The sequence below is a fragment of the Acidovorax sp. SUPP2825 genome (genome assembly GCF_030158995.1).
Classification (GTDB): domain Bacteria; phylum Pseudomonadota; class Gammaproteobacteria; order Burkholderiales; family Burkholderiaceae_C; genus Paracidovorax.
Genome location: NZ_BQXK01000016.1, coordinates 75,938 through 90,683, shown reverse-complemented (window position 1 = coordinate 90,683; position 14,746 = coordinate 75,938). Strand labels below are relative to the sequence as shown.

The following is a 14,746-nucleotide window of genomic DNA, read 5'->3' as shown; positions in this document are numbered from 1 at the left end:
GACCGCCCCGATGCCGGACGCGTGCCATCGCCCATCCGATTGACCACGACGGCCCCCGCGCCCGCTGAGCCCATGATCGACACGCCCCACATCGCCGACCTGCCCGCCCGCCCCACGGCGTTCATCCACGTCACCTGCACCCGCGAGGAGATCCAGCACGTCATGGGCCAGGGCGTGCGCGACCTGATGGACGCCATCGCCGCCCAGGGCGCCTCGCCTGCCGGCCCCTGGTTCACCCACCACCGGCGCCGGCCCACGGACACCTTCGACTTCGAGATCAGCGTGCCGCTGACCGCGCCCATCGGCCCGCACGGCCGCATGCAGCCCGGCGAGTGGCCCGCCATGCGCGTGGCCCGCACCGTGCACCGCGGGCGCTATGAAGACCTGGCCGGCGCCTGGGGCGATTTCCTGCAATGGATCAAGGGCGAGGGCCTCACGCCCACGGGCGAACTGTGGGAGTGCTACCTGACCGGGCCCGAGACCGGCTCGGACCCCGCTGCCTGGCGCACGGAGCTGAACCAGCCGCTGCAGGATTGAGCGGCCCGCCGGCTGCGTCGAGGTAATTTGCTATTGAATCAATAGCAATACCGGCATGTAATTCGCCGGCATGGACTGGTTTTTCCTTGAAGTGCAGGGTTGCAATGGCACGGCCGTGCGGGCCCGTGCCGTCCCTGCTGCGTGGCAGGCGCGCAGGCCACTGTTCCATGGCTGCACCAGTCCGTCCTGCCGCGCCCGCGTTGCAGCGCCGCCGGTCGCCCCCATGTGCAGTGACAGACCATGTCGCCTCATGGCCCGCGCCACGCCGGCCGCACCCCACCGTGCACGCCCGCCGCAGGGGCCGCGCGCGGCGCCACCCAGGAGCTTTCCATGCCAGCCGTTGCCGACACCCCCATCCTGAACACCCAGCCCCTGGGCCCGCTGTGGCCCACGATGGACCCGTTCCTGTTCTGCGCCCACCACGACGACGCCTATCCGCCCGGCAATGCCGAACTGGGACCCGATGCGCCGCTGGACGGCCGCCAGATCGGGCAGGACTTTTCGCGCCGGGACGGCTGGAGCATGTACCACGGCGACGTGGTGCCCGGGTTCCCGCCGCACCCCCACCGCGGGTTCGAGACGGTGACCATCGTGCGCAAGGGCCTCATCGACCATGCCGATTCGCTGGGCGCCGCCGCCCGCTTCGGCCAGGGCGACGTGCAGTGGCTCACCGCCGGCGACGGCGTGGTGCATTCCGAGATGTTCCCGCTGCTGGACCGCACCGGGCCCAACCCGCTGGAGCTGTTCCAGATCTGGCTCAACCTGCCGGCGCGTTCCAAGCGGGTCGATCCGCACTTCACCATGTTCTGGTCCGGTGACATTCCGCGCGTGGTGGACCCCGGCACGGACGGCGGCGGCGCCACCCACGTGGCCGTGGTGGCCGGCCGGCTGGGCGAGGCCGCGCCCCTGGCGCCCCCGCCGGGATCGTGGGCCGCGCAGGCCGAGGCCGACGTGGCCATCTGGACGCTGCGCCTGGAGCCCGGCGCGCGCTTCACGCTGCCCGCCGCCACCGGCGAGGGCACCCGGCGCATGCTGTACTTCTTCGCCGGCAGCGGCGTCACGCTGGCGGGCCGGCCGGTGGACCACGCCGCGGTGGAGCTGCGCGCGGGCGAGGCGGTGGCACTGCACAACGGCGGCACGGCCGACGCCGAATTCCTGCTGCTGCAGGGCCGGCCCCTGGCCGAGCCGGTGGTGCAGTACGGCCCCTTCGTGATGAACACGCAGCAGGAAATCGCCGAGGCCCTGGCCGATTACCGCCGCACCGGCTTCGGCGGCTGGCCCTGGGGCGATGCGGCGCCGGTGCACGGGCCGACCGTGGGCCGGTTCGTGCAGCGGCCGGGCACGGCGCCGGACGTGCCCGCGCCGGTGGATGTGGGATTGCCATCGGCCGGGTGATCGGACTGTCATTTTTTGTGTGCAAATGGTTATTGCCGTGGGATGGAGAGGCCCGATTTAGCATTTGTGTTCCCTCACTACCGGAGTCGATGGATGGGGCAGTGCTACGCCGCAGGCGATTTCAAAAAATACTTCAACGAGAACATGCAGGATTTGGGCTTGCCCGTGCCGTCCACGCTGTTTGATACCTACAACACGGCCCTCAGCACGGCCTCGACGATGGTGGGGACCCTGGCCACGCTGGGCAAAGGCGCCACGATGGCTGAACTGGTCGGCGCCACTGTGGGTCTGGAAAAGCTGGCGGTGGCTGCCTCCATCGGGGCCTCCGCGTACACCGGAGCGGCCATCGGCAGCATCGCGGTGGCTGCGGGGCGCTCACTCGGCTGTGGATCACGCATGTCCGATCTTTTCGTGATGGCTCGCCAGAACAAACTGGAGTTCGATGGGCTGGCAGCCTTCTATGCCAACAACCCCCAGGTCATCCAGAAAAATCATCCGGGCCGGGCACGCTTTGGAATGCAAGCCAAAATCGCTCCGTCCAATTTCAGCTATGCGTGATGAATAGCCTTCTATTCCTGCTGCTTTGCATCGTGTTGGCGGTGCTCGCTTGGGGCGCTTTCCAGTTTCTGGGGCAGTACGCATTTTTGCTCATGGTGGTCGTCGTCGTGGCGTTGCTTGTCAGCAAGGTGGGAAAACCGAAGTTCAGGCAGAAAAAGTAGCCGTTCGTGGAATCGGGGAACTGCTGCGAGGCCGTTTTCCGGGTGATCTGGCTGCGGGCACCCATGGCGCGCGCGTTGCTCGACAATGCAGGCCTGCACCGCCGGGCGCACGCCGCCCGGCTTCGACGATCCACCGACCTGTCCGGACCCTCCCTCCATGAACATCTCCAAAGACACCGCCGTCACCTTGAGCTACAAGGTCACCACGCCGCAGGGCAAGCCGCTCGATTCCGGCCACATGGCGTACCTGCACGGTGGCTACGAAGGCATTTTTCCGAAGGTGGAGGCCGTGCTGGACGGCCAGGCCACGGGCTTCGCCACCACGCTGGACCTGACCGCGGCCGAGGCCTTCGGCGACCGCGACGAGAGCCTGGTGCGCACCATCCCCAAGAGCGAGTTTCCGCCCGGCGTGAAGGTGGGCGGCCAGCTGCGCGGCGCGGGCAACGACGGGCGCGAGCACGTGTTCAACGTGGTCAAGATCAAGGGCCCCGAGGTGCATCTGGACGGCAACCACCCGCTGGCCGGCCAGGCACTGCGCTTTTCCTGCAAGGTGACCGAGGTGCGGCCGGCGTTGCCGGAAGAAGTCGTGCACCGCCACGTGCACGGCGGGCACGGCCACCACCACTGATCGGGGCATCGGCGGGCATTTACTATTAAAAATATAGCAATATGCCCTAGTGTTGATTGTGCTGGCGGCCTGTTCGGCTGGATGGATGGGCGGGGCGGCTCAGAACTGCACGTCCACCACCACGTTGTCCAGGTAGGTGCCCTCCACCGGCGCGACCTGGTCGGGGTACACGCGGGCGCGGTACGGAAACACGTGCGACCCCGTGCCGTTGGCGATGCCGCCCGCCGGGCCGGACGTGGCCTGGCTGCTGGACACGCGGGAGCCGACGGTCGTGCCCCAGGGCGTGGTGCCCGCGCCGAAGAAGATGTCGTAGGCCAGCCGGTTGCTGCCGTTGGCCATCTGGCGCCGCCCGCCGCTCGGGTTGCTGCCCGGCCCCAGGCCCACGGTGTAGACCATGCCGGTGGTGCACACCATCGCCACCTGCGACGCGGCCTCGCCAAAGCCCGTGGGCAGCGCGGCGCTGCCGAAGTTGATGGCCCCGGGCGTGATGAGGCAGTCGTTGTTCACCTGCAGTTCCACCGTCACGGTGCGCGTGGCCGTGCCGGCATACACCGTGCCCAGGCAGGTGGCGAGCAGGCCCGCGCCGTCGCACAGGTTGTAGGTCCAGGCCAGCCGCAGGGTGTCGCGGTAGGTGCCGGCCGGGACGTTGGCGTTCAGCGTGGCGATCTGCAACGGCACGGTGGCCTTGCGGTTGGGCAGCAGGGTGAGGATGTTGGCCCCGGTGGCGTTGATCACCAGCAGGCCCGACGAATAGGTGAGTCCGCTGCCGTTGCCCGCCTGGTAGCCGATGGCCTTGGTGCTGTCGCTGATGTTGCGCAGCAAAAAGCCGTTGTCGCTGGTGAGCGTGGCCCGCAGCACGCTGTCGGTGGACAGCAGCGACAGCAGCCCGGAGCCGCAGGTGATGGAGAAGCTGCCCGGTGTGGTCAGGCTGCCGTCGCGCACGGCGAATGAGGACGCCGAGCCCAGCGAGGCGCCGGTTTCCGCATAGCTGCAGACGGCGGCGAACGCCGGCGCGCCCGCCCCCAGGGCCGCCAGGGCGAGCAGGGGGCGCACGGTACGCGCCACCCCGGCGAGGGGAGAGGGCCGGCGGCCGGACGGGGTCACGATTGCATCTCCGGGCCGGCGTCGGCCGGCGCGTCGCCCGTGCGGCAGACCACGCGCAGATCGCGCGTGCCGGCGTAGGCCTGTTCGCTGAATGCGCCGCGGCACACCTCTCCGTCCGGCAGGCGGGCCACCAGCGTGTTGCGGGCCTGCAGCGCGGTGAGGTACACCACGCCGTCCCAGCCCACCACCGTGGGCACGTTGCCCTGCTCGTGGACCACGGCGGTGCCGGCCGGCAGCGGCGCGCCCCGGCCGTCCACCAGCGTGATGGTGGCGGTGCGCACGCGCATCACCGGCAACCGCACCAGGGTGCCGGTGCCGCGCGCCACCGCCACGCGCTTTTCCAGGCTGGGGGTGTGCACGTCCGCCGGCAGCGACAGCGGGTCGATCTCGTAGCGGCCTTCGTAGTAGGCCGGCACCTCCGGCACGAGCAGGTAGCCGCGGGCGTTGGTGCGGCCGACCCGCTGGTGGTTGAAGAGCACTGGCACGTCCGCCATGCCGTCCGTGGACACCAGCGCGAAGCCGTCGCTGATGCGGTTGGAGGCGAAGGCGTAGCCATCCATCAGCCCGATCGATCCGGCCGCGCCCGCGAAGCGCGTGCCGTGGCCGGCCATGCCGTAGGCGCCGCCCTGCACCGTCATGCTGTCGCCGCGGTAGAGCGCCGAGGCCTGGCTGTAGCGGTTCGCCTGGCCGCCCACGGTGTGGCCCAGGTTCCAGCCGAAGCCGCCGTCCGATGGCACAGTGCGCTGCACGCTGGCCTGGGCCTGCGTGGTGCCGTCGCCGTAGCGGGCCACGGCGGTCTGCGCGCTCGACTGCGGCCCGAGCACGTAGGTGAGCTGCAGGCGCATCTGCGTCTGGCCCGTCTCCAGGGTGCGCCCGGCGGTGAACGACAGGTAGCTGCGGTCCCCGAGCGGCGTGCTGTAGCCGGCGTAGGCCAGCCGGCTGCGCTGGCCCTCGCGGCTTTGCAGGTCCACCCAGCCCACGCTGAACGAGCCGCGCGCCACGTTCAGGCTGGCATCGAGCTGCCGCGTGCGGCGCGGCAGTTGAAACCCGTCGTCGGCGTAGGTGCTGGCATCGCCGTAGCCGGGCGTGCGCTGCAGCTGCTGCATGGAAATGCCGCCGCCCGTGCTCTGGAACTGGTAGCCCAGGCCGAGTTGCCAGCCGCCGCGATCGCGCTGCGCCTGCCCCCGCGTGACGGAGGCATTGGCAACCCCCAGCAGGCCCAGCCGCAGCAGCCCGCCCGCGCCGGCCACGCCGAGCCTGCGGCCCGCCTGCGCCTGGGTTTCCAGGGTGAACGCCTCGGTGATGCCCTGGCGGTACACGCCCGAGGCCAGAGGCCGGCCGTAGGACAGGCTGCGAAAGCCGTAGGCGCGCCGCAGCGCCCCCAGCGAGAGCGAGTAGTCGGTCCAGCCCGGGCGCAGCAGCTGCGTGTTGACGTAGAACGGCACCGAGGTCAGCACCTGCCGCCCCAGCGCATCGGTGGTCACCACCGAGGCCGTGCCCGAGCCGTTCACCGTGGGCAGCTCGCCCAGCGTGAACGGGCCCGGCGCGACGGCCCGGTTGGCCGCGCGAAAGCCGTTGATGAACACGTCCACCGCCGAGGGCACGGCCGCCTGGCCCGAAAAGGCGGGCAGCGGATAGGTCACCAGGTCGGGCCGGATGCTGAAGTTGCGCGACCACTGCACGCCGCCCATCCGCACCGGCGTGCTCCACTGCAGCGAGCCGGTGATGACGTCGCCGTACACGGTCTGCGTGGCCTCCTGCGTCTCGGGCCGGGTCCACTGCGTGTCGTAGCGCACGAAGCCGGTCGACATGCCGGTGGTGCCGCGGCGCAGGATGCCGGTGCTGGACACCACGCCGGGCTCGCCGAAGTACCGGGCCTCGGACCAGACCGACGAGGTGGTGCGGCCCTGCGTGGTCATGGTGTAGGCGTCGTAGTTGAACAGCAGGCCGCTGCCTCCGCCCAGCGGCAGCTGCGTGCGGCTGTGGTCGGCCAGGTCCTGCATCGGCAGCCACTCGGGCGGCACCTGCAGCAGCAGGCGCTGGCCCAGGCTGTCGTACTGCGCCGAGACGCCGGGCAGGGTGTCCACGGCCACGGGAGCGCCGTCCGGCTCGGGGGTCTGCAGGGACAGCTCGCGCAGCGTTTCCGCATCGATCTCGTAGTGGGGGCCGCTGTGCTGCACCTTGACGACTTCGCCGGTGGTCCTTCCGTTGACCACGATCTCCAGGAACAGGGTGACCGGGGCGCCGGCATGCGCGTCCGGCACCGGATAGTCGCTGGCGCTGAGCAGGCGCGGCAGGCATGCCGCCAGCACCCCCCACCGGGCGATGCGGGTGCGCAGCGGAGAGGGGCGCGGTTCATTGCGATGCACGGGGCAGTTGGGCTTCGCGCCCGTTGACCGTCACCATCAGGTCGTGGTCGGGTGAGGGCGGCGGCGCCAGGTCCAGCGGCATCTGGCCATGGGGCAGCACGTAGTTCAGCACGTCCTTGGGCGGCGCCGCAGGGCTGCCGCCGCGCGCCCAGGCGACGGAGGTGATGCGCGCGTGCGACGCACCGTGGTTGTGCACCACGACCTGGCTGGCACGGCCTGCGCCCGTGAGGGCCCACGACAGCTCGGGTGTGACGACCGCGGTGCCGTCGACCAGCGAGCGCGCATCGGCCAGGCGCTGCGGCAGCGTGTCCGGCCCGTAGACGAAGAGCGGGATCGCATAGCGGATCTGCAGGCGCACGGCCACCGCCGCGTCGCTGGGCAGCGCCTGCGGCGTGCGCGATGCGCCGGCCGAGGGAGGTGTTGGTGCGGGCGGGTCCGGGGGCGGCGGGGGCGTGGCGGCGGGCAGTTCGTCCACCAGCACGCGATAGGCCTGCTCGGTGCGCGCCGGCACTGGCTGCGTGGACAGCAGGCGCACCATCTGGCGCTGGCCTGGCGGAATCTGGCTGATGGGCGGGCTGGCCACCACCTCGCGCTGCGCCTCGAAGCGGTCTTGCCCGTCGGTCTGGCGCCACTGGAACACCCGCACCTGCATCGACACGGGCTCGGCGCCGCGGTTTTCCAGCCACAGCGCCACCGCGCGCTGCGGGCCCGTGATGACCGGGTCCACAGGCCAGATCATGATCGGCGTGGCCGCGTGCGCCGGCGCGCTCCCCGGGCCGATGCCGCAGAGGCAGGCCAGGGCCAGCGCGAGGAAGCGGTGCCGCATCACCACGACAGGGTCACCTGCACGGTGTCGGTGTAGGTGCCGGCGCTGAGCCCGGAGCCCGGGAACGTCGCGGTGGCCTGGATGGGGAGCGCCGTGGGCGTGGCGCCCAGCGCCATGTCCGCCGCCACGTTGGGCAGCAGGACCGGCGCGCCGGCCGCCACCAGCGTGAGCGCGTAGGGAATGAACTGCGAGCCGTTGGAGAGCCGGCGCTGCGCGCCGCTGGCGTGCAGGCCGCTGCCGACCGTCACCCGCAGCGTGGTGCCCGGCGTGCACAGCACCTGGGCCTGCGTGCCGGAGCCGCCCGTGGCCATGACGCTGTGGGTGCCGGTGCGCACGGGCGAATGCACGCCGAAATCGAGCAGGCCGAACGAGAGCCCGGTGGTCTGCGCGCTGCCCGAGATCTGGCAGCCGCGCGCTACGGTCGCGCTCACCGGAATCGTGGCCGTGGTGGCGATGGGCGTGGCGGCCTCGGCGGGCACGGCGACCCACGCCGGCAACGCCGCGAGCACCGCCACCGAGGCGGCTTTGCGCACGCCCGCCGGGGTGGCGTGCGGCCTGCGGAACCGGCGCGCAGGGCTTTCCAGGGCGTGCATGGGCCCATGCCGTCCGATGGCTTGCATCATGGATTTCCTCCGGGCGGGCCGGGCGCGTGGCCGGCCGCCGAGCTGTCAGAACGTCAGCGTGACCCCGAGCGTGTCGGTGTAGGCCCCGAAGGGCAGCGACTGGCTGCCGGTCTTGTTGACCTGCCCGTAGATGGGCAAATTGAACGCCGCGCCCGCCGTGGGAATGGCGACATTCGCCACCGGCGTGTTGAGCGGGTAGGGCGTGGTGTGGCTCGCGTCCTGGTACACCTCGTAGGGGATGTAGGCCGACGCTGAGTTCATCGCCCGCGTGCCCACGCCCACCCCGGCGCCCTGGCCGGCATGCAGCCCGCCGCCCACCGTCACGCTGATGACGGTGATCTCGGGCGAGCACAGGATCTGCGTGGTGCCCGCACCGCCGGCGCCGCCCGTGGGGGCCGCGCTCACGGTGCCGGAGAACGTCGCGGGCTGGGTGCCGAAGTCCAGCGTACCGAAGCTCACGCCGGACTGCCCGCCCGAACTGCCCGAGATGACGCAGCCCGTGCTGATGCGCATGGTCGCCTGCAGGTTGCCGGTGAGGGTGTCCGCCGCCGCGGTGCCGGGCCCGGCCACGAGGGCCAGGCAGGACAAGGCCACCGCGGCAGGCATCGCGCGCAACGGCAGTCTGGGGGACGGGTCGGTGTGGGTTTCGCGCGGCGTGGCGCCTGCGGCTGACGGTCTCGTTTGCATCGCTTTCCCCTATTCGTTGCAGGAAGAAAATTTCGATGGGACAGTGGTCTACGTCGTCTTGCAGCTCTCCAAGCTGCACTGTCTCCGGACACAGTTATTGCACATTTACACGGTAGGCCTTCGTGTTGTTAACAAATGGAAACAATTTGCCGGAAAGCCCCGCATTGATTGCTGCAACGCGAAACAGAGGCCCCTGCGCTGCACTGTCTGGCGGGTTTGCTATCGTTTTTGATAGCTACGGTTGAGGTAGCGCGCGCCTCTCAGCGGCGCAGTAAAAGGGCCTGCCGGAGCAGTCGGGCGGCACGATCCCGGATCTGGAAGGGGCTGTGGCCCGGCAACGGACGCACTTTGGAGCGCGAACAGGCCGCCAGAAAGTCCTCCAGGATGGGGGCGTCGTCCATGGTCTGCGACGAGCCGGGCTTGAAGAATTCCGGGTGCCACTGGGTGGCGGCGATGTAGCCGCGCCCGCGCTGCGGGCGCCGCCGGATCGCCTCCGGCACGCCGTCGGGATGGCTCCAGGCCTCGATCTCGAAGCCCGGCGCGAGGTTCTTGATGCCCTGGTGGTGGATGCTGTTGACCACCACGCGCTGCTGGCTCGGATACATCTGCGACAGCCGGGTGCCGGGCACCAATTCCACCTCGTGGAAATGTTGGTCGTAAGTCACCGCGTTGCGGTGCTGCTGGGCGCCGGGGTGCTGGGTTTCGATGTCCTGGTAGAGCGTGCCGCCGAAGGCCACGTTGATCAGCTGCAGACCCCGGCACACGCCGAAGATGGGCTTGCCGGCCTGCTCGAAGGCTTCGACCACCGCCAGGTCGTACAGGTCGCGGATGCGGTCGCCCAGCCAGGCGTCCTTGAGCGGGACCTCGCCATAGGTGCCGGGCCACACGTCGGACCCCCCGTGCATCACCACGCCATCGAGCCAGTCCGCGTAGTGCGCCAGGGTGACGTCGCCGCGCGCGGTCTCGCCGGTGGGGCAGGGCACCATCACCACCATCGCGCCGGCGGACATGATCCAGTGGGCGATCGACTGCTCCACGTACTGCAGCGTCTTGTTGGTGAACAGCGAGCGTGCGGGGTCCGCGTGGGAGAAGCAGGCGGACAGGCCGATCTTGAGGCGCTTGGAAGTGGACATGCTCAGCGGTCCGCGAAGGAGAATCGGCGGCGAATGGATGCGCCGCAGGTCAGGGCAAAAGGCATCCGAACGTTGTAACACCCGCCCCCGGCACCGGCTGTAGGAACCGGCCGCTCCCGCCGTGGGCGCCCGCCCGACAGTCCCGCGGCGCCGCGCGTTGCGGTGGCCCGGTGCTGCGATGTGCGACGATGCCCCCGGGTGGTGGCCGGAACGCGGCATCCACGCGCCGGTCCCGCCCTTTCGTCTTGCCCGGCCCTGCCGGGCGCCATTGGAAAAAAGGAGCAACGCTATGCAAGTACAGGTGCACACCGACGACTACATCCAGGGCGGCGAATCGCTGGCCCAGTGGATCCATGACGAGACCAACAGCCGGCTTGCACGCTTTCGCGATCACCTGACCCGCGTGGAGGTCTTCCTGTCCGATGTGGATGCCGGCAAGTCCGGCGCGGCCGACAAGCGCTGCGTGGTGGAAGCCCGCGCGGCGGGCCGCCCGCCCGTCGCCGCCAGCGCGGACGCCGACAAGCTGGCCGATGCCTTCACCAGCGCGGTCGAAAAGGCGGCCCGCGCCCTCGACACCGACCTGGGCCGCCTCAAGGACCGCCACGGCCGCGAGACCATCCGCACCGCGACCGAGTGAGTCCGGCAGGGCCGGGCCTGTGCGGGCCCCGGCCCTCCGGGCTCTGAACCGCCACGGCCCCGCTTTCGCGGGGCTTTTTTATTCCGCAGGCCTGGCGGCGGCGCGGCCGGTGCCTGCCGCGATGCGCCGGCGCGGCACGGTGCCGGGCGCCTCCACCATGCGCGTGCTGCGGGCCTGCGCCGTCTGCGCGAGTTCGCCGATCAGCGTGGCCTCGGGCAGGTTCTTCCAGTAGCGCGTGGGCATCTCCTTGCGCATCATGTCCAGCTTCAGGCGCGCGGGGTTGAAGATGTTCCGGTAGTAGGTGAGCCACAGCGCCTCGCCCGCGTCCGGTGGCGGCGCGTCGCTGCGCTGCGCCGCCGGGCCCTGGTGCAGCCGCTGGCCGTCCCAGCGCACGCTGGCGTCCGGCGTGAGGATGGCCCAGCGCATCTGGGTGAAGCGGCGCGCGAAGAACGGCGCGTTGGCCTCGGTGATCCAGTGGTCCGGCTCGAACCAGGCGATGTGCAGCGTGCCGCCGTCGGGCTCGGGCACGGGCCGGAATCGCACGAAGGCGCGCATCTTGTGCATGTCGCGCTTCACGGCGCGGTCCAGGTGCTGCAGCCGCAGGCGGTCGGGGTCCAGCGGGTCGTGGCGCAGGCCCGGCTCGTGCGCGAGCCGCCACAGCAGCCGGTACATCAGCGCGAAGCGGCCCGGGTCGCGGTGCAGCACCACGCGCTCGCACCGCTGCAGGAACTCGCGTGGCACCCGCAGCGGGGAGGCGGGCGGCGGTGCATCGGGCGAAAGGGATGCGACCGGCGCGCGCGCGGCATCGTCCGCTGCCGCCGGGCCGGCCTCCCCGGACCCCTCGGCGAACAGGTCGCCCGCCGCGTCCGCGGCCGTGAACCACTGCACCTGCTGTGGCGGGCGGCCGCCTTGCAGCAGCGTGCGCGCCGCCGCGCGAAAGCCCGCCCAGTCGGTGGCGTGGCCCAGGGTCACGGTGGTGACCGCATTGGTGGCTGTGGTGGTGGCGTCGTCCATCAGCCGAACAGTGAGGCCTGCACGGGCGGCGCGGGGGCGGCGGGTGCGCCCGCCAGCGGGACCGGCCGTGCTGGCGTGGCGAAGAACGCCGGCAGGTGCACCGAATCGAGCAGGCGCCCCGGCCGATGGTCCACCGTCTCGACGAATGGCAGAACCTTCTTGAGCGGCACGCGCAGCCGCGACAGGTCGGCATGCCGCACGCGCCGCACCCGGCGCGAGGCCAGCAGCCGGTCCACCGAGCCCACGCCCAGACCGGGCACGCGCAGCAGCATCTCGCGCGGGGCGGTGTTGAGGTTGACCGGGAAGCGCTCCGGGTGCGCGATGGCCCAGGCGAGCTTGGGGTCCATGTCCAGCGACAGCATGCCGCCCTGGCGCGCGGGCACGATCTCCTCGTGCGCGAAGCCGTAAAAGCGCATCAGCCAGTCGGCCTGGTACAGCCGGTGCTCGCGCACCATGGGCGGGGCGGCCAGCGGCAGCGCGCGCGAGGCGTCCGGAATGGGGCTGAACGCCGAGTAGTACACGCGCCGCAGGCGAAAGCCGCCGTACAGCTGCGCGCTCGTGGCCAGGATGGTGCGGTCATCCGCCGCGTCCGCGCCCACGATCATCTGCGTGCTCTGGCCCCCCGGGGCGAAATGCGGCGCGGCGGCCCGCCGCGTGCGCCCGGGCAGCGAGACGACCTGCGCGGCGCCCTGCTGCTCGCGCCGGGCCTGCCGGGCATCGGCGATGTGCCCGGCCATGCGCGCCATCGAGCGGCGGATGGCGGCGCCGTCCTTCTCGGGCGCCAGCGCCGCCAGGCCCTGCGGTGTGGGCAGCTCCACGTTGATGCTCAGGCGGTCGGCGTAGCGGCCGGCGCGCTGCATCAGCTCCAGCGAGGCATCGGGAATGGTCTTGAGGTGGATGTAGCCGCGAAAGTCGTGCTCCTCGCGCAGCACGCGGGCCACCTCCACCACCAGCTCCATGGTGTAGTCGGGGCTCTGGATGATGCCGCTGGACAAGAACAGCCCCTCGATGCAGTTGCGCCGGTAGAAGTCGAGCGTGAGGTCCACCACCTCCTGCACCGTGAACCGCGCGCGCTGCACGTTGCTGCTCACGCGGTTCACGCAGTACAGGCAGTCGTACAGGCAGAAGTTGGTGAGCAGGATTTTGAGCAGCGAGATGCAGCGCCCGTCCGGCGCGTAGCTGTGGCAGATGCCCGAGCCCTCGGTGGAGCCGATGCCGCGCCCGCCCACGGAGTTGCGTGGCGCCGCGCCGCTGGAGGCGCACGAGGCGTCGTACTTGGCGGCGTCGGCGAGGATGGCGAGTTTGGCGTCGAGAATCACTGTATGAATTTACAGTGATGTGCGGCGGGCCGCAATGGAAATCTGCTGTGCTACTAAAAATATAGCGCTATGCCCTAGCAACATATGCGCTGGAGGCCGATGGGGCCATGAACCCTGCAGGCTGGAAAGGCCTGCCGATCACAGGCCTTTTTCCACCATGTCCAGGAGTCGCTGGGCCACGCGGTCCATCTGCGGCCCCACCGCGCGGCCCAGGGGGCCGTCGATCACCAGCAGGGCCAGGCCGTGCACCGCCGACCAGGCCAGGAACTCCGCCCCGGGCCGCCGCTCGGCAGGCAGCACGCCGCCCGTCACCATGCGGTCCAGCGCGGCGCCCAGCAGCTGGAACGGGTCGAGCCCGGTCGCGCCGCCCTTGTCGGTATGGTGCGGCGTCTCGGGGCCGATGTCGCCCGAAGCGGCGAAGGCGGCATGGAACAGACCCGTCTCCTCGCGCGCGAAGCGCAGGTAGCCGGTGCCCACCGCGCGCAGGCTGCGCCGGGCTTGATCGGGCAGCGCCAGGCCGGCGGGGATGGCGGCCAGCTCGGCTTCCATGGCCCGCGCCACGCGGGCCAGCGCGACGGCGCGCACGGCCTCCAGCAGGTCCTGGCGATTGGCGAAGTGGCGGTAGGCCGCGTTGGGCGCCACGCCCGCCCGGCGCGTGGCCTCGCGCAGCACCACGGCCTGCGGGCCGCCCTCGCGTGCCAGCGCCACGCCCGCGTCCAACAGGGCGCGGCGCAAATCCCCGTGGCGGTAGGTCTGGCGCGGCGGCGTGGCTTTTGGGGGCGGGTTCGGGGCCTGCGAGGCGGGTTCGGTCATGCGGGTTTGTCGATGTGGACGCTGTCCATTGTGTCTGCTAAGGTTTGTGAACGGCGTACACAAGCCCCGTCCTTTTTTTTGGAGATGTCCATGGCCACCCAGATGTTCGTGAACCTGCCCGTCCAGGACCTGCCGCGGTCCGTCGCGTTCTTCACCGCGCTGGGTTTTCGCTTCGATCCGCGCTTCACCAGCGACAAGGCCACCTGCATGATCGTGGGCGAGCACAGCTTCGTCATGCTGCTCACCCAGCCGTTCCTCCAGACCTTCACCGACAAGCCCGTGAGCGACGCGCACCGCACCACCGAGGTGTTGATCTGCCTGTCGCGCGACAGCCGGGCGGCCGTGGACGAGATCGTGCGCCAGGCCATCGCTGCCGGCGGCAAGGCGCCGCGCGCGGCGCAGGACCACGGCTTCATGTACCAGCACGGCTTCGAGGATCCGGACGGGCACCTGTGGGAGGTCATGTTCATGGAGCCCGGCGCCATTCCCCCCACCGAGTCCTGACCCCTGCCCCGGAGGCCCTGCCATGCGATTCATGCTCTTGATGATTCCCCACGGCTACGAATCCGCCGCGCCCGGCACCGTGCCCGAGGCCGACGCCGTCGCGGCCATGATGGCCTACAACGAAAGCCTGCAGGCCGCCGGCGTGCTGCGGTCGCTGGAAGGCCTGCACCCGCCGTCGGCGGGCGTGCGCATCACCTTCGAAGGCGGTACGCCCAAGGTGCAGCCCGGGCCGTTTCCCGGCGTGGCCGAGGTGTTGGGCGGGTTCTGGATCATCGAGGTGGCCTCCCGGGAGGAGGCGATCGCGTGGGCCTCGCGCTGCCCGGCGTCGGGCAACGAAACCATCGAGGTGCGGCAGATCCAGGAGATGTCGGACTTCCCGCCCGATGTGCAGGAGGCCGCCAAGGGCTTCACCGAAATGCAGGGGCGCTGAAGGGCGCA

The 14,746-nt window shown here is 70.8% G+C and carries 17 protein-coding genes; 7 read left to right on the top strand and 10 right to left on the bottom strand.

Annotated features, from left to right (window positions below; translation table 11 throughout):
• The first annotated feature begins 72 nt into the window (after nucleotides 1–72).
• The 3 genes from AVAK2825_RS18810 to AVAK2825_RS18800 all read left to right on the top strand — a co-directional run bounded on the left by AVAK2825_RS18810 (nucleotide 73) and on the right by AVAK2825_RS18800 (nucleotide 2,490).
• The gene (locus AVAK2825_RS18810; RefSeq protein WP_284401697.1) at nucleotides 73–537 is read left to right on the top strand and encodes a GyrI-like domain-containing protein; all 465 of its coding nucleotides are present in this window, start codon (nucleotides 73–75) and stop codon (nucleotides 535–537) included.
• Nucleotides 538–867: 330 nt separating this feature from the next.
• On the top strand, nucleotides 868–1,932 hold the full coding sequence (locus tag AVAK2825_RS18805; RefSeq protein WP_284401695.1) for a pirin family protein: 1,065 nt from the start codon (nucleotides 868–870) through the stop codon (nucleotides 1,930–1,932).
• Nucleotides 1,933–2,025: 93 nt separating this feature from the next.
• Complete coding sequence (locus tag AVAK2825_RS18800) at nucleotides 2,026–2,490, top strand: hypothetical protein (RefSeq protein ID WP_272566678.1); 465 nt, start codon at nucleotides 2,026–2,028, stop codon at nucleotides 2,488–2,490.
• Here AVAK2825_RS18800 and AVAK2825_RS18795 read toward each other — a convergent pair.
• Nucleotides 2,477–2,716 (bottom strand): hypothetical protein, encoded by a 240-nt coding sequence (locus AVAK2825_RS18795; RefSeq protein ID WP_272566679.1) that lies wholly within the window; start codon nucleotides 2,714–2,716, stop codon nucleotides 2,477–2,479. The genes AVAK2825_RS18800 and AVAK2825_RS18795 overlap by 14 nt on opposite strands.
• A 92-nt stretch (nucleotides 2,717–2,808) precedes the next feature.
• Between AVAK2825_RS18795 and AVAK2825_RS18790 the strand changes: the two genes are divergently transcribed.
• Nucleotides 2,809–3,279 carry an FKBP-type peptidyl-prolyl cis-trans isomerase gene (locus tag AVAK2825_RS18790; protein ID WP_284401691.1) on the top strand — a complete coding sequence of 157 codons (471 nt, stop codon included), beginning with the start codon at nucleotides 2,809–2,811 and terminating at the stop codon, nucleotides 3,277–3,279.
• 99 nt (nucleotides 3,280–3,378) lie between these two features.
• Here the strand turns inward: AVAK2825_RS18790 and AVAK2825_RS18785 are convergent, their stop codons facing one another.
• From AVAK2825_RS18785 to AVAK2825_RS18760, 6 genes are all read right to left on the bottom strand, one after another.
• On the bottom strand, nucleotides 3,379–4,383 hold the full coding sequence (locus AVAK2825_RS18785) for a Csu type fimbrial protein (RefSeq protein ID WP_284401689.1): 1,005 nt from the start codon (nucleotides 4,381–4,383) through the stop codon (nucleotides 3,379–3,381).
• A complete protein-coding gene (locus AVAK2825_RS18780) occupies nucleotides 4,380–6,752 on the bottom strand; it encodes a fimbria/pilus outer membrane usher protein (protein WP_284401687.1) in 2,373 nt (790 codons plus the stop codon). The genes AVAK2825_RS18785 and AVAK2825_RS18780 overlap by 4 nt, the downstream gene beginning before the upstream one ends.
• Nucleotides 6,739–7,578 (bottom strand): fimbrial biogenesis chaperone, encoded by an 840-nt coding sequence (locus AVAK2825_RS18775; protein WP_284401749.1) that lies wholly within the window; start codon nucleotides 7,576–7,578, stop codon nucleotides 6,739–6,741. Before AVAK2825_RS18775 ends, AVAK2825_RS18780 begins: the two co-directional genes overlap by 14 nt.
• The gene (locus AVAK2825_RS18770) at nucleotides 7,578–8,201 is read right to left on the bottom strand and encodes a Csu type fimbrial protein (protein ID WP_284401684.1); all 624 of its coding nucleotides are present in this window, start codon (nucleotides 8,199–8,201) and stop codon (nucleotides 7,578–7,580) included. Before AVAK2825_RS18770 ends, AVAK2825_RS18775 begins: the two co-directional genes overlap by 1 nt.
• 45 nt (nucleotides 8,202–8,246) lie before the next feature.
• A complete protein-coding gene (locus tag AVAK2825_RS18765) occupies nucleotides 8,247–8,888 on the bottom strand; it encodes a Csu type fimbrial protein (RefSeq protein ID WP_284401683.1) in 642 nt (213 codons plus the stop codon).
• A 260-nt stretch (nucleotides 8,889–9,148) separates the two neighbouring features.
• Nucleotides 9,149–10,021: a gamma-glutamyl-gamma-aminobutyrate hydrolase family protein gene (locus tag AVAK2825_RS18760; protein ID WP_272566685.1), complete on the bottom strand. Its 873-nt coding sequence runs from the start codon at nucleotides 10,019–10,021 to the stop codon at nucleotides 9,149–9,151.
• A gap of 289 nt (nucleotides 10,022–10,310) precedes the next feature.
• Between AVAK2825_RS18760 and AVAK2825_RS18755 the strand changes: the two genes are divergently transcribed.
• Nucleotides 10,311–10,658: an HPF/RaiA family ribosome-associated protein gene (locus tag AVAK2825_RS18755; RefSeq protein ID WP_272566686.1), complete on the top strand. Its 348-nt coding sequence runs from the start codon at nucleotides 10,311–10,313 to the stop codon at nucleotides 10,656–10,658.
• Between the two features lie 78 nt (nucleotides 10,659–10,736).
• Here AVAK2825_RS18755 and AVAK2825_RS18750 read toward each other — a convergent pair whose 3' ends face one another.
• The 3 genes from AVAK2825_RS18750 to AVAK2825_RS18740 all read right to left on the bottom strand — a co-directional run bounded on the left by AVAK2825_RS18750 (nucleotide 10,737) and on the right by AVAK2825_RS18740 (nucleotide 13,804).
• Nucleotides 10,737–11,672 (bottom strand): TIGR03915 family putative DNA repair protein, encoded by a 936-nt coding sequence (locus AVAK2825_RS18750; RefSeq protein WP_284401681.1) that lies wholly within the window; start codon nucleotides 11,670–11,672, stop codon nucleotides 10,737–10,739.
• Entirely contained in the window at nucleotides 11,672–12,991 is a 1,320-nt protein-coding gene (locus AVAK2825_RS18745; protein WP_284401680.1) for a putative DNA modification/repair radical SAM protein, read from the bottom strand. Before AVAK2825_RS18745 ends, AVAK2825_RS18750 begins: the two co-directional genes overlap by 1 nt.
• Before the next feature lie 138 nt (nucleotides 12,992–13,129).
• Nucleotides 13,130–13,804 carry a TetR/AcrR family transcriptional regulator gene (locus tag AVAK2825_RS18740; protein WP_284401678.1) on the bottom strand — a complete coding sequence of 225 codons (675 nt, stop codon included), beginning with the start codon at nucleotides 13,802–13,804 and terminating at the stop codon, nucleotides 13,130–13,132.
• Between the two features lie 90 nt (nucleotides 13,805–13,894).
• Between AVAK2825_RS18740 and AVAK2825_RS18735 the strand changes: the two genes are divergently transcribed.
• Both AVAK2825_RS18735 and AVAK2825_RS18730 read left to right on the top strand, forming a co-directional pair.
• On the top strand, nucleotides 13,895–14,308 hold the full coding sequence (locus tag AVAK2825_RS18735) for a VOC family protein (RefSeq protein WP_284401676.1): 414 nt from the start codon (nucleotides 13,895–13,897) through the stop codon (nucleotides 14,306–14,308).
• Between the two features lie 22 nt (nucleotides 14,309–14,330).
• Nucleotides 14,331–14,738: a YciI family protein gene (locus AVAK2825_RS18730; RefSeq protein ID WP_284401674.1), complete on the top strand. Its 408-nt coding sequence runs from the start codon at nucleotides 14,331–14,333 to the stop codon at nucleotides 14,736–14,738.
• Nucleotides 14,739–14,746: the final 8 nt, after the last annotated feature.